The 25930-nt window shown below is 71.1% G+C and carries 24 protein-coding genes; 16 read left to right on the top strand and 8 right to left on the bottom strand.

All coding sequences use genetic code 11. The annotated features are described in order from the left end of the window. Window positions 1–135: 135 nt before the first annotated feature. A complete protein-coding gene (locus AKJ13_RS12205; protein WP_050733578.1) occupies window positions 136–1338 on the top strand; it encodes a CaiB/BaiF CoA-transferase family protein in 1203 nt (400 codons plus the stop codon). Between the two features lie 7 nt (window positions 1339–1345). On the opposite strand, the gene AKJ13_RS12200 is transcribed toward AKJ13_RS12205, so the two are convergent. Next, window positions 1346–2305 (bottom strand): GDP-mannose 4,6-dehydratase, encoded by a 960-nt coding sequence (locus tag AKJ13_RS12200; RefSeq protein WP_050733577.1) that lies wholly within the window; start codon window positions 2303–2305, stop codon window positions 1346–1348. A 257-nt stretch (window positions 2306–2562) separates the two neighbouring features. Then, window positions 2563–3750, bottom strand: a complete 1188-nt coding sequence (locus AKJ13_RS12195; RefSeq protein WP_050733634.1) for a complex I NDUFA9 subunit family protein — start codon at window positions 3748–3750, stop codon at window positions 2563–2565. 245 nt (window positions 3751–3995) lie between these two features. On the opposite strand from AKJ13_RS12195, the gene AKJ13_RS12190 reads away from it, so the two are divergent. Continuing rightward, window positions 3996–4190 carry a hypothetical protein gene (locus AKJ13_RS12190; RefSeq protein ID WP_050733576.1) on the top strand — a complete coding sequence of 65 codons (195 nt, stop codon included), beginning with the start codon at window positions 3996–3998 and terminating at the stop codon, window positions 4188–4190. A gap of 9 nt (window positions 4191–4199) precedes the next feature. Here the strand turns inward: AKJ13_RS12190 and AKJ13_RS12185 are convergent, their stop codons facing one another. The 3 genes from AKJ13_RS12185 to AKJ13_RS12175 all read right to left on the bottom strand — a co-directional run bounded on the left by AKJ13_RS12185 (window position 4200) and on the right by AKJ13_RS12175 (window position 9257). Beyond that, window positions 4200–5141, bottom strand: coding sequence for an MBL fold metallo-hydrolase (locus AKJ13_RS12185; protein WP_050733633.1), 942 nt, complete (start codon window positions 5139–5141; stop codon window positions 4200–4202). A gap of 205 nt (window positions 5142–5346) precedes the next feature. Further along, a complete protein-coding gene (locus AKJ13_RS12180; RefSeq protein ID WP_050733575.1) occupies window positions 5347–6549 on the bottom strand; it encodes a murein L,D-transpeptidase family protein in 1203 nt (400 codons plus the stop codon). Window positions 6550–6665: 116 nt separating this feature from the next. Beyond that, window positions 6666–9257 (bottom strand): ABC transporter ATP-binding protein, encoded by a 2592-nt coding sequence (locus AKJ13_RS12175; RefSeq protein ID WP_050733574.1) that lies wholly within the window; start codon window positions 9255–9257, stop codon window positions 6666–6668. Between the two features lie 358 nt (window positions 9258–9615). Here AKJ13_RS12175 and AKJ13_RS12170 point away from each other — a divergent pair, with 358 nt between their 5' ends. The 14 genes from AKJ13_RS12170 (at window position 9616) to AKJ13_RS12105 (ending at window position 23685) form a co-directional block, all read left to right on the top strand. Next, complete coding sequence (locus AKJ13_RS12170) at window positions 9616–10275, top strand: cytochrome c3 family protein (RefSeq protein WP_007562804.1); 660 nt, start codon at window positions 9616–9618, stop codon at window positions 10273–10275. Continuing rightward, window positions 10272–13238: a TAT-variant-translocated molybdopterin oxidoreductase gene (locus AKJ13_RS12165; protein WP_050733573.1), complete on the top strand. Its 2967-nt coding sequence runs from the start codon at window positions 10272–10274 to the stop codon at window positions 13236–13238. Before AKJ13_RS12170 ends, AKJ13_RS12165 begins: the two co-directional genes overlap by 4 nt. Before the next feature lie 2 nt (window positions 13239–13240). Continuing rightward, entirely contained in the window at window positions 13241–15256 is a 2016-nt protein-coding gene (locus tag AKJ13_RS12160) for a quinol:electron acceptor oxidoreductase subunit ActD (RefSeq protein WP_050733572.1), read from the top strand. After that, window positions 15253–15789: a cytochrome c gene (locus tag AKJ13_RS12155; RefSeq protein ID WP_050733571.1), complete on the top strand. Its 537-nt coding sequence runs from the start codon at window positions 15253–15255 to the stop codon at window positions 15787–15789. The genes AKJ13_RS12160 and AKJ13_RS12155 overlap by 4 nt, the downstream gene beginning before the upstream one ends. Beyond that, window positions 15786–16835 carry a hypothetical protein gene (locus AKJ13_RS12150; protein ID WP_050733570.1) on the top strand — a complete coding sequence of 350 codons (1050 nt, stop codon included), beginning with the start codon at window positions 15786–15788 and terminating at the stop codon, window positions 16833–16835. The genes AKJ13_RS12155 and AKJ13_RS12150 overlap by 4 nt, the downstream gene beginning before the upstream one ends. After that, the gene (locus AKJ13_RS12145) at window positions 16832–17320 is read left to right on the top strand and encodes a hypothetical protein (RefSeq protein WP_050733569.1); all 489 of its coding nucleotides are present in this window, start codon (window positions 16832–16834) and stop codon (window positions 17318–17320) included. Before AKJ13_RS12150 ends, AKJ13_RS12145 begins: the two co-directional genes overlap by 4 nt. 5 nt (window positions 17321–17325) lie before the next feature. After that, window positions 17326–18300: a cytochrome c oxidase subunit II gene (gene coxB, locus AKJ13_RS12140; protein ID WP_050733568.1), complete on the top strand. Its 975-nt coding sequence runs from the start codon at window positions 17326–17328 to the stop codon at window positions 18298–18300. Between the two features lie 10 nt (window positions 18301–18310). Continuing rightward, complete coding sequence (locus AKJ13_RS12135; protein ID WP_007562817.1) at window positions 18311–19987, top strand: cbb3-type cytochrome c oxidase subunit I; 1677 nt, start codon at window positions 18311–18313, stop codon at window positions 19985–19987. After that, window positions 19984–20643: a cytochrome c oxidase subunit 3 gene (locus AKJ13_RS12130; protein WP_007562818.1), complete on the top strand. Its 660-nt coding sequence runs from the start codon at window positions 19984–19986 to the stop codon at window positions 20641–20643. The genes AKJ13_RS12135 and AKJ13_RS12130 overlap by 4 nt, the downstream gene beginning before the upstream one ends. Before the next feature lies 1 nt (window position 20644). Continuing rightward, window positions 20645–20956, top strand: coding sequence for a hypothetical protein (locus tag AKJ13_RS12125; RefSeq protein ID WP_050733567.1), 312 nt, complete (start codon window positions 20645–20647; stop codon window positions 20954–20956). Window positions 20957–21035: 79 nt separating this feature from the next. Next, the gene (locus AKJ13_RS12120; RefSeq protein ID WP_050733566.1) at window positions 21036–21821 is read left to right on the top strand and encodes a class II glutamine amidotransferase; all 786 of its coding nucleotides are present in this window, start codon (window positions 21036–21038) and stop codon (window positions 21819–21821) included. 160 nt (window positions 21822–21981) lie between these two features. Continuing rightward, window positions 21982–22722: a NepR family anti-sigma factor gene (locus AKJ13_RS12115; RefSeq protein ID WP_007562827.1), complete on the top strand. Its 741-nt coding sequence runs from the start codon at window positions 21982–21984 to the stop codon at window positions 22720–22722. Window positions 22723–22854: 132 nt separating this feature from the next. After that, window positions 22855–23268 (top strand): DUF1236 domain-containing protein, encoded by a 414-nt coding sequence (locus tag AKJ13_RS12110; RefSeq protein ID WP_007562829.1) that lies wholly within the window; start codon window positions 22855–22857, stop codon window positions 23266–23268. A gap of 141 nt (window positions 23269–23409) precedes the next feature. Beyond that, the gene (locus AKJ13_RS12105; RefSeq protein ID WP_082316931.1) at window positions 23410–23685 is read left to right on the top strand and encodes a hypothetical protein; all 276 of its coding nucleotides are present in this window, start codon (window positions 23410–23412) and stop codon (window positions 23683–23685) included. 16 nt (window positions 23686–23701) lie between these two features. On the opposite strand, the gene mscL is transcribed toward AKJ13_RS12105, so the two are convergent. From mscL to AKJ13_RS12090, 3 genes are all read right to left on the bottom strand, one after another. Beyond that, window positions 23702–24130 (bottom strand): large conductance mechanosensitive channel protein MscL, encoded by a 429-nt coding sequence (gene mscL / locus AKJ13_RS12100; protein WP_007562833.1) that lies wholly within the window; start codon window positions 24128–24130, stop codon window positions 23702–23704. A 69-nt stretch (window positions 24131–24199) separates the two neighbouring features. Next, window positions 24200–25042 (bottom strand): phosphatidylcholine/phosphatidylserine synthase, encoded by an 843-nt coding sequence (locus AKJ13_RS12095; RefSeq protein ID WP_050733564.1) that lies wholly within the window; start codon window positions 25040–25042, stop codon window positions 24200–24202. 6 nt (window positions 25043–25048) lie between these two features. Continuing rightward, window positions 25049–25759 (bottom strand): phosphatidylserine decarboxylase, encoded by a 711-nt coding sequence (locus tag AKJ13_RS12090; protein WP_050733563.1) that lies wholly within the window; start codon window positions 25757–25759, stop codon window positions 25049–25051. Window positions 25760–25930 lie beyond the last annotated feature (171 nt).

Here is a 25930-nt window from a genome sequence, read left to right as displayed (position 1 = left end):
GGGCGTGCCCTTTGGCGGGTTGTCAGGGCGGGGCCCTGATGAACCAAGGCTCCGCCCTGGACCCGCAAAAGGTCGAAGACCTTTTGAAACCAAAACTTTTCACGAGGCGATGGGCACGCTCTGAGGACCCTTGCGATGGAATCTGAGCCGACATCCGACTTGCCCCTCGCCGGGATCCGCGTCCTCGACCTGTCCCGGGTCCTGGCCGGGCCATGGTGCGCGCAGGTGCTGGGCGACCTCGGCGCCGACGTGATCAAGGTCGAGCATCCGGAGCGCGGCGACGACACGCGCGATTGGGGCGTGGCGACCAGCCCCGGCAACACCTCGTATTTCGACAGCGTCAACCGCAACAAGCGCTCGATCGGGGTCGACCTCGCCACGCCGGAGGGGCTGGCGATCGTCAAGGCGCTGGCCCGCGAGAGCGACGTGCTGGTCCAGAACTTCAAGACCGGCGGCGCCGACAAGCTCGGGCTCGGATACGCGGCGCTCTCGGCCGAGAACCCAAGGCTGATCTACTGCTCGATTGCCGGCTACAGTTCGGACGGCTCGGAGGCCGGGCGGCCCGGCTACGACCTCGTGGTGCAGGGCGAATCCGGCGTGATGGCGCTCAACGGCGAGGCCGGCGGCCCGCCTCTGAAGTTCGGGGTCGCGGCGGTGGACCTGTTCACCGGGCAATACGCCGCGCAGGCGGTGCTGGCGGCCCTGTTCCAGCGGGAGCGCACCGGGCGCGGCAAGACCATCGACCTCGCCCTGTTCGATTGCGGCGTGGCGCTGACCTCCTATTACGGGCTGGAGGCGCTCGCCCGGGGGATCGACCCGCCGCGCTACGGCAATGCCCATCCGTCGATCGTGCCCTACGGGGTGTTCGAGGCTGGCGACGGGCCCGTGGTGATCACGGTGGGCAACAACGCCCAGTATCGCCGCTTTTGCGAGCAGGTGCTGGAGCGGCCGGACCTCTGCGCCGACCCGCGCTTCGCGACCAATCTCGACCGCTCGAAGAACCGGGCCGCCTTCATCCCGATCCTGGATGCCGAACTCGCCAAGTGGGAGCGGGTGCCCCTGATCGCGCGCCTGCGCGCGGCGGGCATCCCCTGCGGGGAGGTGATGGGCCTGCGCGAGGCGCTGACCTGCGACCGCGCCCGGGAAGCCGGGCTCGTGGTCGAGGCGCCCGACAACGCCCACGTCATCGCCCCGCCCTACCGCCTCGATGGACGCCGCTTGCCCGTACGCCGCATGCCGCCGGGCCTCGGGCAGTCGAGCCAGGAGATCCTGGCCGAGCGGCTGGATGTTTCTGCGGAGGCGCTGGACGCGCTCGTGGCGAGCGGGGTGGTCCGGTAAGGGCCGCTCAGCCCTCGGCCGGCGCCAGCCGGGCGCGGGCATCGTCCAGCACCCGGGTCAGGGCGTCGTCCCAGGCGACCTGGGGCTGCCAGCCGGTGGCTCCGTGCAGGCGACTGGCATCGCCCGCCGCCAGCGGGATCTCGTTCGGGCGCACCCGCTCGGGGGCGATGCGGATCTCGAACGGCACCCGGGCGCGGGCGCGCAGGCCGTCGAGGACGCTGGCGATCGTGCGGGGCACGCCGGAGCTGATGTTGAACACGCTCCCGTCCGCCAAGGCTTCCGACCGGCCGATCAGGTCGACGTAAGCGCCCGCCACGTCGGCGACATCGAGGAAGTCGCGGTACGAGGAGAGATTGCCGACCTCGAGGAACGGCGGCGCGCGGCCGGCCTCGATCCGGGCGATCTGCCCGGCGAAGGAGGCCACGACGAAGCGCTCGTCCTGGCCCGGGCCGATATGGTTGAACGGCCGCAGCACCACGAGCTTTACCCCGATCCGGGGCAGCAGGTCGTGCAGCACCTGCTCACCGACCCATTTCGACCGGGCGTAGGTGTTGCGCGGCAGGGGCTCGGCCTCCTCGCTCAACGCGTGCCCGGCCAGGAAGGCGCTGCCGTAGACCTCGCCTGAGCTGACGAAGAACAAGGTGCAGCCCGGCACCGCCGCGACCGCCGCCACGAGATTCATCAGGCCGTTGACGTTCACCCGCCAGGTCTGACCCGGGCCGGTGGCGGACTGGCCCACCGAGGCGAGACCGGCGAGGTGGAGGATCTCGGTCGGCCGGAAGCGCGCCACGAAGGCAATCAGCGCGGCTTCGTCGAGGAGATCGATCGATTCGTAGGCGACCCCCTTGGGCAGGCCCCGGGGCGCCCCGCGGCCGATTCCGGCCACGCGGGCGCCTGTCGCCGCCAGCAGCGGCAGGACATGGCCGCCGACGAAGCCCGCCGCGCCAGTGACGAGGATGCGCCTCACGCCCGGCCTGCCGATTCGTTCGAGGAGCGTGAGCGCTGCGCGGTCGTGAGGATGGTCAGGCTCCGTCTCCTCGTTTCCGCGTCACGTCCGAAGCCCGCTATGGAGCCAGGCACGCAGATATAAAACGCCTCACCGGCAAAGGAATGGGGTTCCGAAGCGCCCGAGGCCCTTCGGCGGGGTTCGGGGCGGAGCCCCGAGACCTTCGTAGGGCTCCGCCCCGCGCCCGCGAAAGGTCGAAGACCTTTTGAAACCCGGGCTCAGCTCATCGTCCGGGTGCCCCAGCGGGTGCCCATGCGGCTCTGGGCGCTGCCGGGGGAGCTGCCGGCATCGGCGCCGATCGCCGGCCCGGACGCCGTCTGCGGCCTGTGCTGGGAGCCCGCCGCCATGGGCGTCGAGGTCAGCGTATCGGGCACCTCGGCCAGGTATTCCTCGTCCCGGTCGGTGGCGAACTGGCCGGCCTTGCGGAACGGCCAGAGATAGCCCGGCACCACCGCTTCGGCGGCGGTCGGGGTGATCCCGAGCGCCTCGATGGTCCGGCCCTCGGCCTTGGCGGCCTCGGACACGACATTGTCGTTCTGCAGCAGGATCACCTGGTCGCGGGTCAGCTTCAGGCTGTCCGGCAGCAGGCCGAAGGTGAGCGTGTCGGCGACCTCCAGGAGCCGGGCCTGGAGCTTTGCCACGGGCAGCGGCAGGTCGACCACGGCGCGCTTGCGCTGGATCGTCTTCAGCATGTAGCGCACGAGGTGCTCAAGGGTCGCCACCTCGGGGCCGCCGAGCTCGTAGACTTTGCCCCCCGGCACGACGCCGTCGACCGCCCGGGCGATCGCCTCGGCGACGTCGCCGACGAAGACCGGCTGGAAGCGCGACTGGCCGCCCGCGAGCGGCAGGACCGGCAGCGCCCGGGCGAGTCCGGCGAAGCGGTTGAAGAAGCTGTCGCCCGGCCCGAAGACCAGCGACGGCCGGAACACCACGGCATCCGGGCAGGCGGCGAAGACCCGGGCCTCGCCCTCGGCCTTGGTGCGGGCATAGAGCGACGGCGAGGCCGGGTCTGCCCCGATCGCCGAGACGTGGATCATCCGGGCGCCCTGTCGGGCGGCGGCGCGGGCGATCTCCGCGGCGCCGTCGACCTGAAGCCGCGCGAAGCTCTGCGACCCGGTCTCCTGGAGGATGCCGACGAGGTTGATCACCACGTCCGAGCGCTCGGCCGCGCGGGCCACCGATTCGGGGTAGCGGAGGTTGGCCTGGACGGCCACGATCTGGTTGACCTTGCCCAGCGGCTGGAGGAACAGCGCCAGGTCCGGCCGGCGCACCGCGACGCGGATCCGGTAGCCGCGCTTGGCGAGCGCCCGCACCACGTGGCGGCCCAGGAAACCGGAGCCACCGAAGATGGTCACGAGCTGGGATTGCGGGCGCAGCGGGCCCGAAGCGGCGGTGGTTGCGGGCATGCTGTCCTGAGGCGTGTTCTGTGGGCCGGTCATCGCCGTGGTCTCGGGCTCCTCGCGCGCCCCGGGGCGCCGTCGTGCGCGCCTACTTAGCCTAAGTTCGGCGCCTTGGGAGCCGCCCATGCGCGTCGGGGCGCGATTAGCGCTTCGCAGCGCCGGAAGCGACCGGGAACGGGGGCCGGTCCCACGCATTTCCACGGACGAATTCGCCGGGCCGGGGTGCCGGCCGGGACGCGCCGGGGACCACGATGATTCTAGGGATGCTCGTCTCGGCGGTGATCGCCGTCTTCGGCCTGCTCGTCGCGCTGGGCCAGATCGGCCATCCGATCGATGCGCAGCTCGTCACCACCTACGGCTGGAGCATCCTGATGGTCGGTGTCGCGCTGTTCGTCCTGTTCGCCTATCGCCGGTTCGGCCAGACCCGGCGCGGACGCTCCACCTGACCTACGGGATCAGGCGACCCTGATCCGGCGGCGGACCTCGCGCGCCACCGTGGGGCGGCCGCCCGCGCGGCGGCCTACCGAGCGCGGCGCGCCGACCGTGATGCTCTGAAGCTCCCGGGCGATGAAGGCGGTGGGCATCTCAGCCTGGAGATCCGCCTCCATGTCGCGCAAGGCCGTGTCGGAATGGGCCGGGTGCAGATGGATGATCGCCAGCGCCTTGACCCCGGCGGTCTGCGCAAGCTCGACGCCCTTCTGCCAGGTGGAGTGCCCCCAGCCGCGGCAGGTCGGGTACTCGCCGTCGGTGAACATGCCGTCATAGACCATGAGGTCGGCGCCGGCGACGAACCGGGCCAGCTCAGGCTCCGGCCACGGATCGCTGTGCTCGATGTCGCTGATCAGGCACAGGCGCCGGCCGGCATGCTCGAACCGGTAGCCGACCGATCCCTGCGGGTGGTTCAGCAGGATCGTGTCGACCCGGGCGCCGTCCGGGAAGGTCAGGGTCTGGCCGGCCTCGAAACCGTGGTGGTTGAACGTGCAGCACAGCTTGTCGAGCGTAACCGGGAACAACGGCGGCGCGAACAGGCGGTCGAGGGTCGGGCCGGCCGATTCGCCGCCGAGATTGCCGCAATAAGTGTTGATCACCCGGTCGGAGTCGAGGACCGCCGGCTTGAAGAACGGCAGCCCCGCGGTGTGGTCGAGGTGCAGGTGGCTGAACAGCAGGTCGACTTCCCGCGGCAGATCGGTGCGGTGGCCCTGGCCGAGATTGTAGATGCCCGAGCCCGCGTCGACCACGAACATCCGCTCGCCGCAGCGCACCTCGATGCAGGGCGTGCTGCCGCCGAATTCGGCGTATTGCGGGCCGCTGACCGGGGTCGAGCCGCGGACACCCCAGAAGCGGAGGACGAGGCCCTCGTCGGCCGCACGGATAGTCGGCTCGGAACAATTGGACATGGCGATCACGAATCTGCGGACAGTCGGTCCCAATCCGTTACGATCGAAACCCCGTCGCCGTTCCGGGAAGGTAGCGCTGAATAGGGCCGGCCGACGGGACAGGAGTACCGCTCATCCCCTGCCTGACAATGAATTGGGGGGTCGCAGGCGGCCGTGATGTGCGGCCGCGCACACGAACCGGCCGCGCTTCGGGGCGTTGCCACCCCTAGAGACGCTCGGCCGAGGCGATCAGGCCGGCCCCCGCGCCGGCGGGAATCGGGTGTCCGGCGACGACGCCCCGCGAATCGGCCAGGGCCGCCGCCAGCAGGGACGGCAGGGCGTCGCTGTAGCGCCCCGGGAGGCGGCCCGCCAGGGCTCCGAACGGGTCGGGCGCGCGCTCGTAGGACGGGATGAAGCCGGCCATGTGCCGCAGCGCCAGCCCCGAATCCGGCGCGGCCCAGGCGGCCCAGACGGATTCCGGCACCGGGCGCGGCGCCCGGTGGCCCGGCACGACCACCACCTCCTGGCCGGCATAGGCCAGCGCCTCCGGCCGGCTGATGTCGCCGACGGCGCCGCCCCGGGCCGTGTAGGCCGCCCAGAACGCGTGTTGGCCGCCGTCGGAATAGGTGGTGCGCACGGCCGGCTCGCCGGATTCCGCGAGCGCCGCTATGCGCGCCTCCTCGACGGCGTGGTAGGTCGCAACGGCGGCCTCCCGGGCGGGATCCCGGGACGGCGCGAAGGCGTAGCGGCCGGCGACCACCGAGACCTGAAGCTCCTCCCGGCTCGCCTCGAACCGGTCGGAGCCGGCCTTCAGCTCGCGCCAGAACGCGATATTCGGGTCGGCCCGGTGACGGGCCATGTTCTCGGCGCTCATCCGGAACGGGTAGGACTGGAACTGGAAGGCCGCCTGGCCGCCATTCAGGGCCTCGCGCGCGATGGCGTAGATCTCACCGACCGTGGCATCGGTCATGGCGAAGCAGCCCATCGACGAGCAGATGCCGTGGACCATCACGGCCGAGCCGGTGCCGCCATGGGCGCGGTCGTAGGCGTTGGGATAGCCGACGTCGAAGGACAGGTAATAATGCGAGTTCGGGTTCATCTGGCGCTTGGGCACCATGTAGAACCCCTCCGGGGTCTGCCGGTCGCCGCTCTTGCGCTTGGGCCCGAGCTGGCCGGACCAGCGGCAGATCGGGAAGGTCTTGATGTGGACGAACCCGGCCGGGCCCTTCTTCCAGACCTCGATCTCGGATTCCTTCTTGTAGGCCCGGAACAGCACCGGGGCAGCGGCCGTGGTGCCCTTCTGCGCCATCAGGGCGAGCGTCGCGGCCGGGATCGGCGCGTCGGCCTTCCCAGCCTGCGCCGCGACCGGGCCGCAGACGGTCAGGAGCACGAGGCCGGCGACGAAGGATCTCGGGATCGGGAGAGGCATGAACCGTCCGCGCTGGATCGGCCGGGCGTAGGCGTGGCGTGCCGGTCGAGCACGGCGTCCCGACCTGACGGGCCATTGCGGCCGTCGTGAGGCCGGCGCGGTCGCCGGGCCGCCGCTCAGGCGAGGGCAGGCTCCGCCTCTTCGGCGTTCTCGCGAGCCGGGGGCGCGGCCAGGGCGCTGTTCTCCACCGCGATCACCGCGTCGAACGGCTCGATCCCGTCGGACACGCCCGCTTCGGGCAGGCAGACGATGAATCCGCGGCCGGCCCTGGCCTGCCGGAGCCGGGCGAGGCGCTCGCGCACGCCCTCGACCGTGCGGTCCTCGAGCGCCACCGCGACCACCAGGATATCGGGCTCGCGGGCGAGGCAGCGGGCCAGCTCGATCGCGACGCGCTCCCGGGCGTTGATGGCGCCGTCCGTCAGCGCGCCGGTGCTGGGCTGGATCTCGACCTTGCTGTCCAGGCCGAGGCTGTAGACGGAGGCTTCGAGCCCCTCGTCGGCGAGCACGCGCTGCACCAGCGCCCGCACCCGCGGCTCGGCATTGGCCTCGCCGAGGCTGATCCGGCCGAACAAGAGGTTCTCCTCCAGGCTCGCTGCCGGATTGACCCGGCTGGGATCGTGGAACTCGACGGCGCCTGCGAGATGCGGCGGCAGCATCCGGGCGAACGAGCGGCGCGCCTGCACGAGGCGCTGCTCGAACGCGGCGTCGATCAGCCCGAAGCGGTGGCGGGATTCGCTGTAGCGCAGGGCGAGGCCGATCAGCCGCGTGCGATCGCGTTGGCCGGCGGGCCCGCGGCGCAAGCTCGCGGCATTCGGCAGACGGACCACGAGGTCTTCGAAGTAGCCGCGCTCCGAGGCCTGGAACAGCGAGTAATTGTCGAACAGCGAGTGGTCGTTGGGCAGGTCGGCGAAGATCTCCACCGTGCTGCGGGCGACCGCCAGGCCGATCTCGGTGAGGGGGCGCACCAGCTCCTCGGCCTCCAGCACCGCCCGCAGGTAGGGGTGGCGGGCGAACCGCAGGGGCGCGAAGGCGCCGCCCACCGGCTCGCCGAACAGGATATTTTCGCCGATGCTGGCCTGGTGGTTGTAGCGGTCCGGGTCGAACGGCTCGACCAGCCGCTCGGCTCCCTTGGCGGCCAGGGCCGCCCGCATGGTCCGGCGGGCCGCCACGATCGCCGCCGCCAGACGGGGCTGGCTGGCCGGGTCCAGGCGGCCGGTGAGGCCGCGGGCGTAGACGAAACTGTCGAGCCCCGCGAGCCGGCAGATCCCGATCAGCGCGATGTCGTCGGGGGCGTTGGCCGGCTCGGTGCCGTAGAGCAGGTTCTGGCGGAGCGAGCCCTCCATCAGGATCGCCTCCCCGGCCGCGAAGGCGATGCGGCGGGCACGCTCGGCGGCATCGAAGCCGCGCAGGTCGGAGCCCGCATAGGTGACGGCGCCCGCGGTCGGCTCGACCTGGCCGGCCAGAACCGCCGCCAGCACCCGGGCACCGCTGCCCCGGCTGCCGGTGATCGCCACGTGGCCCGGCATGGTGACGGCGACATCGACGCCGGTCAGCCGCTCGCCCGTGGCCGGATCGAAGGCGCCGACCCCCTGGGTCGCCAGGATTCCGGACCGGGGCAGCGGCGGCGGCGCGACCCCGGTCCGGGGCGCCCGCGCCTGCCGCCCCTGCAGCAGGGCGATGATGCGCGCGACGTCCCGGAAGCGCGGGCGGACCGATTTGCGCACCGTCCAGAGCCGGGCGCAGATCGCCGCGAGCCAGCCGGCGAGGCCGAACGCCCCGGTGGCGGCCAGGAGCGCGGCGGGATCGACCGGCGGTGCCGGCGGGGCGCCCGGCGTCGCGGAACGCCACAGGGCCGTGCCGACGGCGATTGCCGGCAGGATCACCGCCAGGGCCAGTGCCGGCGCCCGGGCATAAGCCAGCCGCGCCTCGGCCCGGGCCACGTTGGTGCGCATCGCCGCGACCCGGGCGGCGATGCGCGTCCGCTCGAGGGCGGCGGCCCCGTGGACACGGACCGCCGGCAGCCGCCGCACCAGGTCGTTCAGGTTCGTCTCCGCCCGGGTGCTCGTGCGCAGCCGCAGGTCCTGACGGTCCCGGGCGCGCTCCAGAACCAGCCCGTAGGCGAGCCCGATCGCCGCCAGCCCGATCGCCGCGGTCGGGATCAGCCGGGGCGCGGCCAGCCCCGCGAAGCCGAGCGCCAGGAGCAGGGCGGCCAGCGTCATCGCCGGCACGACGATCCCGGCGGCGAGCAGCCGGTCACCCCGGCCCAGAACCTCGCCGACGAGGCGCGCCAGGCTGCGGGCCTCGTCCCGGGCCCCGGCCGGCGCGTCGAGGATCGCCCGCAGGACGTTCTCCCGGACGGCGTCCGCGGCCCGGTTCTGGGCCTTGAAGCACAGGCGCGCCACGACCCAGCCGATCCCCGCCAGGGCCAGGGCGCAGACGGCGATGCACAGGAAGGCGGCGAGCTCCAGGTCGACCGGGCGCATCGGGAAGCCGGGGGCCAACACGATCTCGCGACCGGGCAGCGACAGGGCGAGCCGCAGGAACCGCAGCGTCGGCGCCTCGTCGTGCGGCAGCACCGCGACCAGATCCCGCAGGCACAGGAGGGCGAGCGCGCAGAGCGGGGCGCCGACCCCGACCGCGAGGGCGGCCGCGGACGCGTGCAGGCGGCGGGCCGCGCGCCAGGTCAGGACGATGGGATCGGAATCCATAGGGCTCCGGGGCGAGTCCGGTTTGGGCGGCGGCGGGATCGGTCCGCCGGACCCTGGTCAGGCAGCGCATAGGCCCTCGCGTCGCCGGCGGGAAGTGGTGCGGCGCCGGCGCACGCGGCGGCCGGCATTCTGATCCATGTTCTAGCCCTCGTCTGGAAAAGCTCTAGGTTCGGCAGCGAGGCATCCGGGGCGGCCGCGGTGCGGCCGCCCCGGGGCCCGGCCGCTTTGGTCGCATTGCGCGAGCGATCCGGTGCACCGCACACTTCAACCCGGGACCAATGGTGGGGCGACGCTTGCGGCGCGAGGCTGAGCAGATCGAACCCGACGACCGGATGTCGCCGCCCCAAAGGCGCGCCTGATGGCGCAGCTGTTCACGCCCGGCGCGGACGCGGTCTACCGGCTCGCCCTGATGACCGGCGTGGCCTGCCTGGTCGGCCTGCCGGTTCTGGCGGCCGGGATCGTGCGCTCGAACTACGTCACCGGGGTCGGCATCGCCCCGGCCCAGCCGGTGCCGTTCAGCCACAAGCACCATTCGGGCGAGCTCGGCATCGATTGCCGCTACTGCCACACCACCGTCGACAAGGTGGCCTCGGCCGGCATCCCGCCGACCCATACCTGCATGACCTGCCATTCGCAGATCTGGACCGGCTCGGACATGCTCAAGCCGGTGCGCGACAGCTACGCGCAGGACAAGCCCCTGGAATGGGTCCGGCTGAACAAGCTGCCGCAATACGTCTACTACAACCACTCGGTGCATGTGACGAAGGGGATCGGCTGCTCGACCTGCCACGGCGACGTCACGTCGATGCAGATGACCTACCGGGCCAACGCCTTCGAGATGCAGTTCTGCCTCGATTGCCATCAGGCGCCGGAGAAATACGTCCGCACGCCCGACCAGGTCTGGAACATGACCTGGAAGCCGCCGGCCGACCAGGCGACGCTCGGGCCGAAGCTCGTGGCCGAGTACCATATCCGCGGCGGTTCGCGGCTGACCGAGTGCGGGATCTGCCACCGATGACCAGCGGATCCGACATCGCGTCCCTGCGGGAGAAGCTCGCCGGCAGCGACGGCCCGCGCTTCTGGCGCAGCCTCGACGCCGTGGCCGACAGCCCGGAATTCCGCGACTACCTCGCGGCCGAGTTCCCCTCCGCGGCCCGGCTCGCGGCCTCCCCGGAGCGGCGCGGCTTCCTGAAGCTGATGGCCGCCTCCTTCGCGCTCGGCGGCCTCACCGCCTGCGGCGGCGGCGCGGGCCGGGATTACGAGGTGCCCTACGTCAACCAGCCCGAGCGGATCGTGCCGGGCACGGACCTGTCCTACGCCTCCTCGGCCGTGTTCGACGGGTTCGGCAACGGCATCCTGGTCACCACCCGCAACGGGCGGCCCCTGAAGATCGAGGGCAATCCCGAGCATCCCTGGAGCCTCGGCGGCACCGACGTGCTGGCGCAGGCCTCGGTGCTCGGCCTCTACGATCCATTCCGCTCCCAGGCGGTGCAGCATCTCGGCAAGCCGAGCTCCTGGGCGGCGTTCCGGGCGGAGCTTCAGGCGCAGATGCCGGCCTGGCACGAGGCCGGGGGCGAGGGGATCGCGGTGCTGACCGGGCCGGTGACCTCGCCCACCGTGGCGGCGCAGATCGCCCGGATGCGGGCCGCCTATCCGGCCTCGCGCTGGTTCGTGGGCGGCGGGGCGGGCCGCGAGGCGATCTATGAGGGTGCGCGCCGCGCCTATGGACGGCCGCTGGAGACGATTCCGGATTTCGGCCGGGCGCGCACCATCGTGGCCCTGGACGGCGACTTCCTCGATCTCGGCCCCGGCCAGGTCGGCCTGTCGGGGCGCTGGAGCGCGGGTCGCCGCGCGGCCTATGCCGAGGGCCGCCTGCTCAGCCTCCACGCCGCGGCGCCGACCCCGACGCTGACCAGCGCCAAGGCGGATCACGCGGTGGCCGTGCCGGAGGGCCGCCTCGAAGCCCTGGCGCATGATCTTCTGGGCGTGGCCGGGGGCGGCGCGGCGCCCGGGGGCGACGACCCGGTCTCCCGCTGGGTCCGGGGTGCCGCCAAGGCGCTGACCGAGGCGCGGGGCGCCGGCATCGTCACCGCCGGGCTCACCGCGAGCCCCGACCTGCACGTCCTGGTCCACCGCCTGAACGGCGCGCTGGGCAATACCGGCGCGACCCTGCGGCACGCGGCGCCTGTCGTCGAGCACGGCGCGGGCACGCTGGCGGAACTGGCGGAGGCGATGGAGCGCGGCGCCGTCAAGGTGCTGATCGTGCTCGGTGCCAACCCGGTCTACGACGCGCCGGCCGCCCTCGACTTCGCGGCTCGGATGGAGCGCGTGCCGCTCAAGATCCATGCCGGGCTCTATGCCGACGAGACCGGGGCCCATGCCGACTGGCACCTGCCGACCGCCCATCCGCTCGAATCCTGGGGTGACGTGCGATCCCTCGACGGCACGGTCGGGCTGATCCAGCCGACGGTGGCGCCGCTCTACAACGGCCGCACCCTCCAGGACATGCTGGCCTTCCTGACCGATGGGCGCGGGAGCGAGGGCGGCGAGGACGCGCTCGGCCTGGTCAAGGCGCGTTGGCGGAAGGAGGGCGAGGATGCGGCCGCGTTCGAGGCCCGCTTCGCCGACGCCCTGCGCCGGGGTTTCTTTCCGGACAGCGCCGGCGCCGCCGAGGATGTCGCCCTCACCCAGGAGGCGCCGCCCGCCCCTCCGGCGCCTGCTCCGGGCGGGATCGAGGTGGTGTTCCGCCCCGATCCCACGATCTGGGACGGCACCCATGCCGACCTCGCCTGGCTGCAGGAACTGCCCAAACCCCTGACCAAGATCGTCTGGGAGAACGTCGTCGCCCTCAGCCCGCATCTCGCCGAGCGCGAGGGCATCGCCATGGGCGATATCGTGCGGGTCGAGGCCGACGGACGCGCCGTCGAGGGCGCCGCCTGGATCCTGCCCGGCCAGGCCGCCGAGACCGTGACCTTGAGCCTCGGCTACGGCCGCAACATGCCGGACCACCTGTCGAACGGCCTCGGCTACGACGCCGCCACCCTGCGGCCCGTCGCGACGCCCTGGCGGCTCACCGGGGCGCGGCTGACCAAGACCGGCCGACGCCGGATGCCGGCGACCACCCAGAACCTCGGCACGATGGAGGGCCAGGACATCGTCCGGGTCCAGGCTCTCGGCGCCGCCCCGGTGGGCGACCCCAAGGACGCGGCGGCCCCGGCCTCGTTCTACCCGCCCCCGGAGAGCCAGCTCACCGGCGAGACGGCGCAATGGGGCATGGCGATCGACCTCGATGCCTGCATCGGCTGCAACGCCTGCGTCACCGCCTGCCAGGCGGAGAACAACATCCCGGTGGTCGGGCGCGAGGAGGTCGCGCTCGGCCGCTGGATGGGCTGGCTGCGGGTCGACCGCTACTACGCGGGCGACCTCGACGCGCCGGCGACGCATTTCCAGCCGGTGCCGTGCATGCATTGCGAGCAGGCGCCCTGCGAGGTCGGCTGCCCCGTGGAGGCGACCCTGCACGACAGCGAGGGCCTGAACCTGCAGGTCTACAACCGCTGCGTCGGTACCCGGACCTGCCAGAGCTACTGCCCCTACAAGGTCCGCCGCTTCAACTACCTGGACTATACAGGCGGGATGACCCCGGTGCAGCAGCAGCAGCGCAATCCCGAGGTCACGGTCCGCGCCCGCGGCGTGATGGAGAAGTGCACCTACTGCATCCAGCGCATCGCGGCGGCCCGGATCACCTCGGCCAAGGACGCGCATGCCCCAATCCCGGACGGCGCCGTCGAGACCGCCTGCCAGGGCGCCTGCCCGACCCGGGCGATCACCTTCGGCAACGTCGCCGATCCGGGAAGCCGGGTCTCGGCCGCCCGCAAGGATCCACGGGAATACGCGCTGCTCGGCCACCTGAACACGCGCCCACGCACCACCTACCTCGCCGGGCTCGCGCCCGCGGCCGATCCCACCGGACGGGAGGGCTGAGCATGTCCGGCGCTCTCGCAGGCGGTCCCCTGATCCGGCCGGAAGAAACCCTCCAGGGCATCGGCGGCGCGGTCACCGCCATCCCGCTGACGCATCCGCGCAACCGCCGCTGGTGGATCGCCTTCGCGGGGGCGGTGGCTTTGCTCGGCGTGTTCGGCTTCACCCTCTGCTACCTGCTCTATGCAGGGCCGGGGGTCTGGGCCAACAACAACGCCGTCGTCTGGGCGCTCGACATCGCGAGCTACGATTGGTGGATCGGCGTCGCGTCGGGCAGCCTGCTGGTCTCGGCCGTGCTGCTCCTGCTCGGGGCGGAGTGGCGCGGGGCCGTGAACCGCATCGCCGAGACCCTGGCGCTGCTCGCCACCGCGTCGGCCGGGCTCTACCCAATCATCCATCTCGGGCGGCCGTGGTTCTTCTTCTGGAACCTGCCCTATCCCAACACCTACAATCTCTGGCCACAATTCCGCTCGCCGCTGCTCTGGGACGCGATCGACATCGTCGCCTTCCTGGTGATCTGCGTGAGCCTCTGGTTCATCGGGATGCTGCCGGACCTCGCCACCCTGCGCGACCGCGCCTTCGTGGAGGCGATGCGCCAGAGCGATGCCAAGGCCCGCACCCGCAAGCTCGCTTTGCTGCGCGCGCAGGTCTACGGCATCGTCGCCTCCGGCTGGCGCGGCTCGGCCGCCCATTGGCAGATCTGGGTCCAGGCCTACCGGACGGTGGCGTTGCTCGGCGTGCTGCTGGTGGTCTCGGTCCAGACCGGCGCCTCGGTCATGCTCGCCGGATCGCTGATGCCGGGCTGGCACAGTACGCTCCTGCCGGTGAGCTTCCTGGTGAACGCGGTCTATTCCGGCGTCGGCGTCACCGCGGCGATCGTGGTGCTGATCCGCATCGTCTACGGCCTCGACGCCCTGGTCAGCGTGCGCCACCTCGACGTGCTCGGCCGCCTGCTGCTCTGCCTCGGCTGCGCCAGCGCCTATTGCTACGCCGCCGAGTATTTCGACACGTTCCTCAACGGCGATCCGGAGGCGCGGGGCGTTTTGGTGCGGCGCATGACCGGCGACCACGCCCTGGTCTCGTGGACGGCGATCCTCGGCCTGGTCCTGCCGGCGCAGATCCTGTGGTCGGCCCGCGCCCGCACGGCGCCGCTGGTGCTCGCCGCGGTCGGGCTCCTCGTGGCGGCCGGCGCCTATGCCGACCACGTCATGGTCCTGGTCGTCACCCTGACCCAGGACTTCCTGCCCTCCTCGCGGCTGCCCTACGGGCCGGATCCCTGGGGCATCGCCACCTTCGCGGGCTCGCTCGGCCTGTTCCTGACCCTGCTGCTGCTGTTCCTGCGCTACCTGCCGGCGGTCTCGATCATCGAGAGCCGGCGCCTCGCCCTGGCCCGGGCTCCGGGCACCGAGGCCGCCGCCCGGGAGGCCGCGTCCCGGGCCACCCTCCGTCCGGAGGAGAATCCCGGGCCGGCGCCGCTCTGGGGCGTGTCGGCGACCTTCGCGAGCCAGTCCGACCTCGCCGCCGCCCTGCAGGCGGTGTCGTCGATCAGCCCGCCGGACCAGGTCCATCTCGACGGGCACGGGCCGGTGCCGATGCCCCGGACCTTGCGGGCGCTGGGCCTGGAGGGCCGCTCGATCCTGCCCTACGCGCTCGCCGGCGCGCTGCTCGGCGGCGCGGGCTTCTACGCGATGTGCGTCTACGCCACGGCCTACGATTACGTGTTCCTGATCGGCGGTCGCCCGCGCCTGTCCTGGCCGTCCTTCGTGGTGCCGAGCATCTCCTTCGCGATGATGACCGGCTGCATCGCGATCCACCTCGCGCTCCTGGTGCTCAACCGCCTACCGCGGCTGAACCACCCGGCCTTCAACATCCCGGGCTTCCTGCGCGCCTCGGATGACCGGTTCTTCCTCTCCGCGGAGGCGCGCGGCGACCGGTTCGACGCGGCGCGGTTCGAGCGGCGGCTCACCAGCCTGCCGGTCGAGGCCGGGCGTCCCCTCGAGATCCGCAGGATCCCGCGATGAGGCGCGCCGTCGGCCTCATCCTCGTCGCGGCGCTGCCGGCCCTCTCGGCCTGCGGCGAGGCCAACATGGACGACCAGGCCCGGGCCAAGACCTGGGACCGGAACCCGTTCTTCCCCCGCCACATCACCATGCGCCAGCCGGTCTCCGGGACCGTACCGCGGACCGACCCGGCGCGGGAGGCACCGCAGCCGCAGACGATCAGCCAGGACCTGGTCGAGCGCGGCCGGCAGCGCTACGCGGTGTTCTGCACCCCCTGCCACGGCCAGGACGGGCGCGGCCAGGGCATCGTCGTGGCCCGCGGCTTCCCGCATGCCGGCGACCTCACGGCCGCGCCCCTGCGCAAGGCCCCGGCCGCCGAGATCTACGACGCCATCGGCAACGGGCGGCGCGCCATGTTCGGCATGGCGCAGATGATCCCCTCCGCCGACCGCTGGGCGATCGTCGCCTATGTCCGGGCGCTCCAGCTCAGCCAGGACGCCCCGGTGGCGAGCCTGCCGCCGGACGACCGGGCCCGCCTGGAGGCGACCCAGTGAGCCGCCCCCTCCTCGGCCTCCTCGGGCTCGGCCTGCTGGCCGGCTGCTTCCTCGCGGGCGGCTGGCGCGGCGCGGCCTGCGGGTATCTCTCCGCCTGGCTCGTCCTCCTGGCGCTGCCGGTGGGGGCGCTGCCGGTGACGATCGTGGCCGAGCGCTTCGGCAAGCGCGTGCGCGAGCGCGGCGGCGTCGAGATGCTGGCGGCCCTGCGCCGGCTGATGGCTTTGATGCCGGTGGCCGCGCTGCTCGGGTTGCCGATGCTCGCCGCTTTGCCGCTGCTCTATCCCTGGGTCGGGGCGGCGCCGCGCACGCCGCTCGCGGCGCTCTGGTTCACCACGCCGTTCTTCGCGGCCCGGGTGATCGCGTATCTCGCGGCCTGGACCTGGCTGGCCGTCCGCTTCGCGCGGCCCTTCGACGAGCCGGGCGAGGGCCGCACCGTGCCGGCGGTGGGGCTCCACGCGGTGGTCGGCACCCTGTTCACCACCGACGTCATCGCCTCCCTCGACCCGCGGCTCGATTCCGCCCTGCTCGGCCTCTTGGTGATGACCGCCTGGAGCGGGCTGGCCTTCGCGGCCGCGATCCTGCTCGCCTGGGAGGAGCCGGAGCCGGTGGGTCGCGGGCGCACCCCGCCCGGGCGGGGCCGGCTGGTTCCCCTGGTGGTCCTGCTCGGCCTCTGGGCGTTCCTGCATTTCGTGCAGTTCCTGATCGTCTGGTCGGCCAACCTGCCGCCGGAGGTGTCCTGGTACTTCGCCCGCGGCGGCGGGCTCGGGCGCGGCCTGTCGATCGCGGCCGGGATCGTCGTCGTGCTGGCCGGGCTCGCGACCCTCCGTCCGGGCCGCCCGACCACCCGGATCCTGGCCGGCGCGGCGCTCGCCGTGCATGCGCTCGAGATGTTCTGGCTGGTCACGCCGGCCCTGCGCGACCGGTTCGTGATCCGCCCGGCCGACGCGCTCGCCGCCCTGGCGGTGGCGTGTCTGGCCGCCGCGCTGCATCCCCTGCTGGGCGGCCGCGCGGCACCGAAAGCCCGGCGCGCCGGGAGGGTCGCATGAGCGCCGGCGGCCCCCCCGGTCCCGGCCTGATCCCGGCGATCCTGGCCGGGCTGACCCTGCGCGGCAGCGGCCTGCTGAACGGCCGGCCCACCCGCGGCACGCCGGCCAACGCCCCGAACGATCCGGACGGTCCCGGCTACGAGACGCGCGACGTCAGCGTCCGCAACACCGCGCTGGTGATGGCGGGCCTGGCGCTCGCGGTCCTCACGGTGATCGGCACCATGGTCTGGCTGATGGGCGCCTTCAGCGCCAGCCAGCGCCGGAGCCTGCCGCCCCTCACCCGCCAGCAGACCGCGCCCCTGACGCCGCCGCCGCCGAACCTCCAGGCGGACCCCTATGCCGATCTCGACCGCCAGCGGGCCGGAGCGGCGGCGCAGGTCTCCGGCTACGGCTACAGCGATCCGGCCCGCACCCGGGCCCGCATCCCGGTCGACCGGGCCATGGAGCTGATCGTCGGCCGCTCCCTCGATGCGCCGGAACGGTAGACAGGATGACGCCGAACCACGCAGCCCTCGAACTCTGGCCCCCCGCGATCTCGGCCACAGCGTCCGAGACCGACCTGTTGATTCTGGCCTTCACGGTCCTGACCCTGCTGCTGACCGTGCCGGTCTTCGTGGCGATCACCTATTTCGCCCTGCGCTACCGGGAGGGCTCGGAGGCGGACCGGCACCCGTCCGGCATCCGCTCCAACCTGATCGAGATCAGCTGGATGCTGATCCCGTTCCTGCTGACGCTGATCTTCTTCGTCTGGGGCGCACGCCTGTTCATCGCCTCGAAGAACGCGCCGCCCGACGCGATGGTGATCGAGGCGATCGGCCGGCAATGGATGTGGAAGTTCCAGCACCCGACCGGCCAGGCCGAGATCAACGACCTCCACCTGCCGATCGGGCAGCCGATCCGCCTGCGGATCATCAGCCAGGACGTGATCCACGCCCTCTACCTGCCGGCCCTGCGCCTGCAGGTCGCCGCCCTGCCCGACCGCTACACCGACCTGTGGTTCAAGGCCGACAAGATCGGCACCTATCACCTGCACTGCTCGGAATATTGCGGCACCGACCATTCCGTGATGGGCGGCCAGGTTACCTTCATGAACCCGGGCGACTACCAGGAGTGGCTGACCCATGCCGGCGCGCAGCAGAGCAAGGTCGCGGCCGGCCGCACCCTCTACGAGGCCTATGGCTGCGCCGGCTGCCACGATCCCGGCTCCGCCGTGAAGGCCCCGAGCCTCGTCGGCCTCTACGGCAGCCCGGTGAAGCTCGCCGATGGCCGCACCGTGACGGCCGACGAGACCTGGCTGCGCGAGAAGATCCTGAACCCGAACGGCGACCGGCTCGCCGAGGGCTACAAGCAGGTCATGCCGAGCTTTGCCGGGCGGATCCCGGAGGACGAGCTCGGTCGCCTCATCGACTTCCTGAAATCCTACACGGCGCCGGCCTCCGGCAAGGCCGCGCAGGCGAATCCATGAGGGCGACACCATGAGCGCAACGGGCAGCGTCGGCGGCACGGCCCGCCGCGAGCCGCACGCGCCGGAGGCCACCCTCGGGCGCAAGGCGGATTATCTCCACGCGGATTCGACCCTGCGCTCGTGGTTCCTCACCACCGACCACAAGCGCATCGCGATCCTCTACCTCACCTCGATTACCGGCTTCTTCGTGATCGGGGCCGTGGCGGCCGGCGTGGTCCGGCTGGCGCTGATCGTGCCGAACGGCGCGATCATGACCAACGACACCTACAACAAGGCCTTCACCATCCACGGCGTGGTGATGGTGTGGTTCTTCCTGATCCCGTCGATCCCGGCGACCTTCGGCAATTTCCTGATCCCGCTGATGATCGGGGCCAAGGATCTGGCCTTCCCCAAGCTCAACTTGACGAGCTGGTACGTGTTCATGGCCGGGGCGTTCTTCACCCTGGTCTCGCTGGTGCTGGGCGGCGTCGACACCGGCTGGACCTTCTACGCGCCGCTCTCCACCGCCTTCTCGAACACCTGGGTCCTGCCGGCCCTGATCGGCGTGACCATCGTGGGCTTCTCGTCGATCCTCACCGGCCTGAACTTCGTGGTCACGATCCACACCATGCGGGCCCCCGGCATGACGTGGTTCAAGCTTCCGATCTTCGTCTGGGCGCACTACGCCACCAGCCTGATCTTCCTGCTGGCCACGCCGGTGATCACTACCGCGCTGATCCTGCTGATCATGGAGCGCGGCTTCCATATCGGCGTGTTCGATCCGGCCTATGGCGGCGACCCGGTGCTGTTCCAGCACCTGTTCTGGTTCTATTCGCACCCGGCCGTGTACATCATGGTCCTGCCCGGCATGGGGGTGATCTCGGAGATCGTCCCGGCCTTCGCGCAGAAGAAGCTGTTCGGCTACCGCTTCGTCGCCTACGCGTCGATCGGGCTGGCCTCGGTGACCTTCTTCGTCTGGGGCCATCACATGTTCGTCAACGGCCAGAGCGACCTGGCCTCCCTGGTCTTCTCTGCCCTGTCCTTCGCGGTGGCGGTGCCGTCCGCGGTCAAGGTCTATAACTGGACCGCCACGATCCATAAGGGGAGCCTGCGGCTCGACACGCCGATGCTCTACGCGATGGGCTATATCGGGCTGTTCGTGCTCGGCGGGCTCACCGGCCTTTACCTGGCGACCCTCGCCATCAACCAGCACATTCACGCGACCTACTTCGTGGTCGCGCATTTCCACTACATCATGGTCGGCGGCACGGTGCTGGCCTTCCTGGGCGGCCTGCACTTCTGGTGGCCGAAATTCACCGGCCGGATGTATAGCGAGCCCTGGGGCCGGGTCTCGGCGGTGCTGATCTTCCTCGGCTTCAACGTCACCTTCTTCCCGCAGTTCATCCTCGGCTATCTCGGGATGCCCCGGCGCTACGCGACCTACCCGGTCGAGTTCCAGCTCTTGAACGTGCTGTCCTCGGCCGGCGCCACGATCCTGGCCGCGGGCTACATCTTCCCGATGCTCTACCTCGTCTATTCCCTGTGGTTCGGCCGGAAGGCGCCGGCCAACCCGTGGAACGCGAAGGGGCTCGAATGGGAGACCGCCTCGCCGCCCCCCAAGCACAATTTCCACTCGCCGCCCGAGGTGCCGCGCATCCCCTACGATTATCCCATCCAGGCGCAGGAAGCCCGGGACCAGCACGGATGAGCGAGGGGCTGGCAGAGGGCGTCGGGGTATCCCGCGCCGGGCATTTCGAGACGGTGGGCCAGCAGCGCGCCGCCGCGACGCTCGGCATCTGGGCCTGGCTGATCACCGAGCTGCTGCTGTTCTCGGCCCTGTTCCTGGTGGCTTTGATTACCCGGATCCAGCACCCCGAGGCGACGGTCGCGGCGGCCAAGCACCTCAAGTTCTGGATCGGCGCGGTCAACACCGTGGTGCTGATCTGCTCCAGCTTGACCATGTCGATGGCGATCGAGTTCTCGCGGATCGGCTGGCAGCGCGCCATGGTCCGGGCGATGCTCGCCACCGCGGCGCTGGGCAGCCTGTTCCTGGTACTCAAGGGCTACGAGTATTACGCCGACTGGGACGAGCACATGATGCCGTTCCTGAGCAATCGGCCCTTCGCGCTGGCCGAGACGCCGCCGGCACGGCTGTTCGTGAACCTCTACTACGTCGCCACGATCCTGCACGCGCTCCACCTGTTCACCGGCATCGCGCTCCTGCTCGGCATGACCTGGATGGCCGCCAAGGCCGGGTTCCTGTCCCGCCACCAGAACTGGATCGAGGTCTACGGCCTGTACTGGCACTTCATCGACCTCGTCTGGATCCTGGCCTTCCCGATCCTCTACGTGGTGAACCGGTAGGATGCGCAATCCCCTCGCGACCCTGAGCGCCGACGACCGCGCCCTGCTCCGGCGGCGGCTGCGCACGCCGGTGCTGACCTTCCTGGCGCTGCTGGCCCTGCTCGCGGTCAACGTCACCCTGGGGGCCACCCTGCCCTTCCCCCAGGTCTGGATCGTCGAGCTCCTCGTGGTCGCCGTGATGGTGGCCCTGATCCTCCTCGTCTCCATGGAGGTGATCCACGAGCCGCCGCTGGTGCGGCTGTTCTCGGTGCTCGGTTTCTTCTGGGTCGCCATCATGATCGGGATGACGCTGACCGATTATCTTGCTCGGTGAACGGCGCGAAAGCCGTTGTTCGGGCGACCGAACACTCCTAAACGTTGCCCCTTCTCCGCATGGTCCCGGCATTATCCTGATGTGCGAACTGCTCGGCATGAGCGCCAACGTGCCGACCGACATCCGCTTCTCGTTCGCCGGGCTCGCCCGGCGCGGCGGCGACACCGGGCCCCATGCCGATGGCTGGGGCATCAGCTTCTATGACGGGCGGACCTGCCGCAGCTTCCACGAGCCGGAGCCGAGCTCGCGCTCGCAGCTGGCCCGGCTGCTGCGCGACATGCCGATCAAGAGCCGCATCGTCGTCGCCCATGTCCGCAAGGCCAATCGCGGCCGGGTCAGCCTGGAGAACACCCACCCGTTCGCGCGCGAATTGTGGGGCCGCCGGTGGACCTTCGCGCATAACGGGCAGCTCAAGGGCGTGAAGCGCCTGCCGCTCGGCAGCTTCATGCCGATCGGCTCCACCGACAGCGAGCACGCCTTCTGCTGGATGCTCGGCCGCCTGCAGGCGCGGTTCAAGGCCCTGCCCCGGCCCGAGACCCTCGACCGGGCGGTGGCCGACCTCGCGGGCGAGCTGCACGCGCTGGGCGTCTTCAACATGCTGCTGACCGACAGCCGCACCCTCTACGCGCATTGCGGCAAGCGCCTCTGCTATCTCACCCGCCGCGCCCCCTTCGGCAAAGCCACGCTGATCGACGAGGATTGGCAGGTCGATTTCGCCCGGGAGACCACGGAGCACGACATTGTCACCGTCATCGCCACGAAGGCGCTGACCCGGGACGAGAGCTGGACCGACCTCGCCCGCGGCGACGTCCTGACCCTGCGGGACGGGGCGATCCGCCTGTTGCGGGCAGCGACCTTATCATAAGTCAGTGGGTCGAGGGTGCATGCCCGCGCCCGATGCGCTAGAACGCCCGTAACAGGAGCGCATCGGCCCGATTTCGTCCTAATTGCGGGCCGGCAAGCGATCCGCCTCGACCGTTCCGGACCGCAGGTCGAGCCACGATGAGCTGACGAGCACGACACGCATGAGCCGCGACGAGACCGACACCGTCCTATCCCAAGAGGACGGGCTTCAGGATGGCCGCCCGAACCTCGCGCCGAACATCCGCACGCATCTCGGCGAGCACTTGCGCACCGTCTACGAGCGGATCGGCGAAGAGGTGCTGCCCTCCCGCTTCGCCGACCTGATCGAGAAGCTGGAAGAGGCGCTGCGCGCCCGCGGCGAGGCGATCGAGCCGGAATTCCGCAACGGCCTGCTCGCGGCGGTGCCGTCGCTGCGCGCCTTCGCGCTGTCGCTGACCTCGAACCCCGCCCGCTCCGACGACCTCGTCCAGGACACCCTGCTGAAAGGCTGGCAGCACCGCGCCCGGTTCCAGCCGGGGACCAACCTCAACGCATGGTTGTTCACGATCCTGCGCAACATCTTCTACTCGGATCACCGCAAGCGGGTCCGCGAGGTCGAGGACCAGGACGGCTCCTACGCGGCGCGGCTGGCCACGGCCCCGCATCAGGGCGACCGGCTCGACGTCGAGGATTTGCAATCGGCCTTGGCCAAGCTGCCGCCGGACCAGCGCGAGGCGCTGGTGCTGGTCGGCGCCGAGGGCGTCTCCTACGAGGAGGCGGCCACGATCATGGGCTGCAAGGTCGGCACCGTGAAGAGCCGCGTCAGCCGCGCCCGCGGCCGGCTGGCCGAGCTGCTGGGCTACGACGAGGAGGATCTGGGCTCCGACCGGTTCATCCAGTCGGCGATGCCCAAGGACGCGTAGAGATTACGTGACTACGGGTTTTCGGCGCGTCGCGCCGGAAAAAGGATGCATCCGTTTCCGGGGATCGGGCGTTACCGGCCCGAGCTTCGTCGCCTCGTTGCGGCGGAACGCCACGGAACGGAGTGATCCTGTATGACCCTCAAGACCCTCATCGCCGCCTCGGCCCTCGTCCTGTCGCTGCCGCTCGCCGCCCAGGCCCAGGGCACCATTCCGGGTGCCGAGCGCGGCGCGGCCGCCGGTAACGACGCGGCCGGCCCGATCGGCGGGATCGTCGGCGGCGCCGTCGGCGCGGCCACCGGCACGGTGGGCGGCATCCTCGGCGTCGACATGGCGCCGCGCTTCCGCAGCTACGTCCGCGAGCGCAACGTCCGCTCGTACGATTACGACGGCCGCGTCGCCGTCGGCTCCACGCTGCCGGCCTCCGGCGTCACCTATTACGACGTCCCGTCCGAGTACCGCGTGCAGCCGGGCTACCGCTACACGGTCGTGAACGATCGCCCGGTCCTGGTCGATCGCGGTCACCGGATCGTCGAGGTCATCGACTAATCAGCCGGGCCGGTCCCGCGCCGGCCCATCGGGCCCCGAAGCGACCCGCTTCGGGGCCCGTCTTCGATCTGCGGCCCGCGACGGCGGCGCAACGGTTCTCCGGCGAAGTCGTTGATGCGCCAAGGCATATGTGAGGAGACCATGAGCCAGGATCCGAGCGACCCCGGCGCGACGCTGCCGGAACCGGTGCGTGACCATCTCGGCCAGCAGCTGCGCGGCGTGCTGCCCGTCGGTCCGGACAAGCCTCGCTTCCTCGGCGACGACCCGGTGCCGGACGCGTTCGAGCCGCAAATCCGCCGGCTCGAGACCCGGCTGAAGACTCACGAGGAGGGCACCGGCGCGGTGGGCCAGGCCCTCGACCAGATCCTCGACGCCCTCGGGGTCAAGCCGGAGGATGCCGACAAGCCCAGGACCTGACTGTCAGACCTGACCGTCAGACCCGCGGCTTCTCGGCCAGGAGATCGCGGATCTCGGACAGGAGCTTCACATCCGCCGGGACCTCGGCCACCGCCTCGGGCTTCTTGGCCTCGGCATGCTGCAGCTTGTTCATCGCCCGGATCACCAGGAACAGCACGAAGGCGACGATCAGGAAGTTGAGGGTCAACGTCAGGAACTGGCCGTAACCCAAGACGGCGCCCTGTTTTTTGGCATCCGCGTAGGGCAGCCCAGCCTGAACCTTGGACGAGAGCGGGATGTAGTAGTTCGAGAAATCGAGCCCGCCGGTGATCGCGCCGATCGCCGGCATGAACAGGTCCTGCACGGCCGAGTTGACGATCGCCCCGAAGGCCGCGCCGATGATCACGCCGACCGCGAGGTCGACCACATTCCCGCGCAGCGCGAACTTCTTGAACTCTTCGAGCATCCCCAACCCCCGCCGGGATCCCCGGCCAACCTAGGCCGGAGGCGCGCGAAAGCCAGCGCCGGCCTCGGTCTATCCCCCACCGATCGCCGCAGGTCCCGACGGCTCGTCCACGGCAGCAGCCAATTCGGCCTTGGCGCGGCGGCGATACTGCGCCGCCACCACCGGGATGGTCAGCAGGTAGCCGCCGCTCACGGCCACCAGGGCCTCGAACGGGTAGCTGATCAGGATGCCGAAGGCCGCGACCCCGAACAGGAAGATCGGCAGGACGAGGCTGCGCGGCACCCGCTTGCCCATGGTCTTGCCCGAGAAGGTCGGGACCGTGGAGACCACCAGCAGGGCGATGGCCAGCACGTAGATCAGGATCGCCGGGGCGGCCCAGGTGTCGCCACCCATGCCGAGGAAGTGCAGGTAGAGCGGCAGCATCGCCGTCAGCGCTCCCGCGGGCGCCGGCATGCCGACAAAGAAATCCTTCTTCCATTCGGGCCGGTTCGGGTCGTCCAGCATCGCGTTGAAGCGGGCGAGCCGCAGGGCCATGGCGATGGCGAAGATCAGCGCCACGATCCAGCCGGCGGATTTCAGGTGGAACAGCGCGAAGCCGTAGAGGATCAGCGCTGGGGCGCAGCCGAAATTCACGAAGTCGGCCAGCGAATCGAGTTCCGCCCCGAACCGGGACGTGCCCTTGAGCAGCCGCGCCACCCGCCCGTCGATCCCGTCGAGAACGCCGGCCGCCACCACGGCGATGACGGCGGGCTCGAACTTCCCCTCGAAGGCCAGGCGAATCGCGGTCAGCCCGAGGCAGAGCGCCATCAGGGTGATCATATTGGGCGCGATCATCCGGAACGGCACCGGCTTGAACCGGCGCGGGCGCGGCTCGTTCGGATCGGGCGCGAAGGGCGGGAACAGGTCGTCCATGATCGTCTAGATCCGCTTGAACTGCCGCCCCGGGCCGCCGCCGAGATCGGCCAGCACCGTCTCGCCGGCTACCGCCTTCTGGCCGAGGCCGACCAGCACGGTGGCGCCGGCCGGCAGGTAGACGTCGACCCGGGAGCCGAACCGGATCAACCCGAAGCGCTCGCCCACCGCCAACGTATCCCCGGCCGAGACGAAGCCGACGATCCGCCGCGCCACCAGCCCGGCGATCTGCACCACGCCGACGCGCTTCGCCACGCCGGCATGGCTGGTCTCAATCACGAGGCCGTTGCGCTCGTTGTCGTCGCTGGCCTTGTCGAGCTCTGCGTTGAGGAACAGGCCCGGCGTGTAGTGGATCTGCCCGATCCGCCCGGAGACCGGTACCCGGTTCACGTGGCAGTCGAACACGTTCATGAACACCGACACCCGCAGGGTCGGGACCTGCGGCAGGTCGAGCTCCGGGGGCGGCAGCACGGTGGCGATCAGGTTGACGCGCCCGTCCGCGGGCGAGACTACCAGCCCGTCGGCCACCGGGGTGATCCGCTCCGGGTCGCGGAAGAAGTAGCAGACCCAGAGGGTGAGGATCAGGAAGATCCACCCGAAGAACTGCGAGAAATAGCCGGCCAGTACCGTGAGCACGATGCCGATCAGGATGAAGGGATAGCCCTCCTTGTGAATCGGCACGAGCGTCCGGCGGATCGTCTCGATCAGGTCTGTCATTGCTTTTCGGACTCGAACGGCGCCGCTTGCGGGCGGACATCTCAGGACGCGCGGATGGCAGCCTGCCGGGCCGGCGTCAACTTTGCGGGGCGTTCCGAGGCTCTACCAGACATGCGTCATCGTCCCCACCCGCCTGCGGCGCCGGGGCATGGAAGGGGGTAGCCCGGCAGA

The sequence above is a fragment of the Methylobacterium sp. ARG-1 genome, from assembly GCF_001262595.1.
Lineage (GTDB): Bacteria > Pseudomonadota > Alphaproteobacteria > Rhizobiales > Beijerinckiaceae > Methylobacterium > Methylobacterium brachiatum.
Note: the sequence above shows the minus strand (reverse complement) of the source record. Positions and strands in the feature narration are given on the sequence as shown.

Coding starts and splice junctions, on each gene's coding strand:
- AKJ13_RS12160 (WP_050733572.1), top strand. CDS start 13,241: ATGTCCGGCGCTCTCGCAGGCGGTCCCCTGATCCGGCCGGAAGAAACC.
- AKJ13_RS12090 (WP_050733563.1), bottom strand. CDS start 25,759: ATGACAGACCTGATCGAGACGATCCGCCGGACGCTCGTGCCGATTCAC.
- AKJ13_RS12155 (WP_050733571.1), top strand. CDS start 15,253: ATGAGGCGCGCCGTCGGCCTCATCCTCGTCGCGGCGCTGCCGGCCCTC.
- AKJ13_RS12130 (WP_007562818.1), top strand. CDS start 19,984: ATGAGCGAGGGGCTGGCAGAGGGCGTCGGGGTATCCCGCGCCGGGCAT.
- AKJ13_RS12135 (WP_007562817.1), top strand. CDS start 18,311: ATGAGCGCAACGGGCAGCGTCGGCGGCACGGCCCGCCGCGAGCCGCAC.
- AKJ13_RS12145 (WP_050733569.1), top strand. CDS start 16,832: ATGAGCGCCGGCGGCCCCCCCGGTCCCGGCCTGATCCCGGCGATCCTG.
- AKJ13_RS12195 (WP_050733634.1), bottom strand. CDS start 3,750: ATGCCCGCAACCACCGCCGCTTCGGGCCCGCTGCGCCCGCAATCCCAG.
- AKJ13_RS12120 (WP_050733566.1), top strand. CDS start 21,036: ATGTGCGAACTGCTCGGCATGAGCGCCAACGTGCCGACCGACATCCGC.
- AKJ13_RS12175 (WP_050733574.1), bottom strand. CDS start 9,257: ATGGATTCCGATCCCATCGTCCTGACCTGGCGCGCGGCCCGCCGCCTG.
- AKJ13_RS12125 (WP_050733567.1), top strand. CDS start 20,645: ATGCGCAATCCCCTCGCGACCCTGAGCGCCGACGACCGCGCCCTGCTC.
- mscL (WP_007562833.1), bottom strand. CDS start 24,130: ATGCTCGAAGAGTTCAAGAAGTTCGCGCTGCGCGGGAATGTGGTCGAC.
- AKJ13_RS12190 (WP_050733576.1), top strand. CDS start 3,996: ATGATTCTAGGGATGCTCGTCTCGGCGGTGATCGCCGTCTTCGGCCTG.
- coxB (WP_050733568.1), top strand. CDS start 17,326: ATGACGCCGAACCACGCAGCCCTCGAACTCTGGCCCCCCGCGATCTCG.
- AKJ13_RS12170 (WP_007562804.1), top strand. CDS start 9,616: ATGGCGCAGCTGTTCACGCCCGGCGCGGACGCGGTCTACCGGCTCGCC.
- AKJ13_RS12165 (WP_050733573.1), top strand. CDS start 10,272: ATGACCAGCGGATCCGACATCGCGTCCCTGCGGGAGAAGCTCGCCGGC.
- AKJ13_RS12205 (WP_050733578.1), top strand. CDS start 136: ATGGAATCTGAGCCGACATCCGACTTGCCCCTCGCCGGGATCCGCGTC.
- AKJ13_RS12095 (WP_050733564.1), bottom strand. CDS start 25,042: ATGGACGACCTGTTCCCGCCCTTCGCGCCCGATCCGAACGAGCCGCGC.
- AKJ13_RS12105 (WP_082316931.1), top strand. CDS start 23,410: ATGAGCCAGGATCCGAGCGACCCCGGCGCGACGCTGCCGGAACCGGTG.
- AKJ13_RS12185 (WP_050733633.1), bottom strand. CDS start 5,141: ATGTCCAATTGTTCCGAGCCGACTATCCGTGCGGCCGACGAGGGCCTC.
- AKJ13_RS12110 (WP_007562829.1), top strand. CDS start 22,855: ATGACCCTCAAGACCCTCATCGCCGCCTCGGCCCTCGTCCTGTCGCTG.
- AKJ13_RS12115 (WP_007562827.1), top strand. CDS start 21,982: ATGAGCCGCGACGAGACCGACACCGTCCTATCCCAAGAGGACGGGCTT.
- AKJ13_RS12180 (WP_050733575.1), bottom strand. CDS start 6,549: ATGCCTCTCCCGATCCCGAGATCCTTCGTCGCCGGCCTCGTGCTCCTG.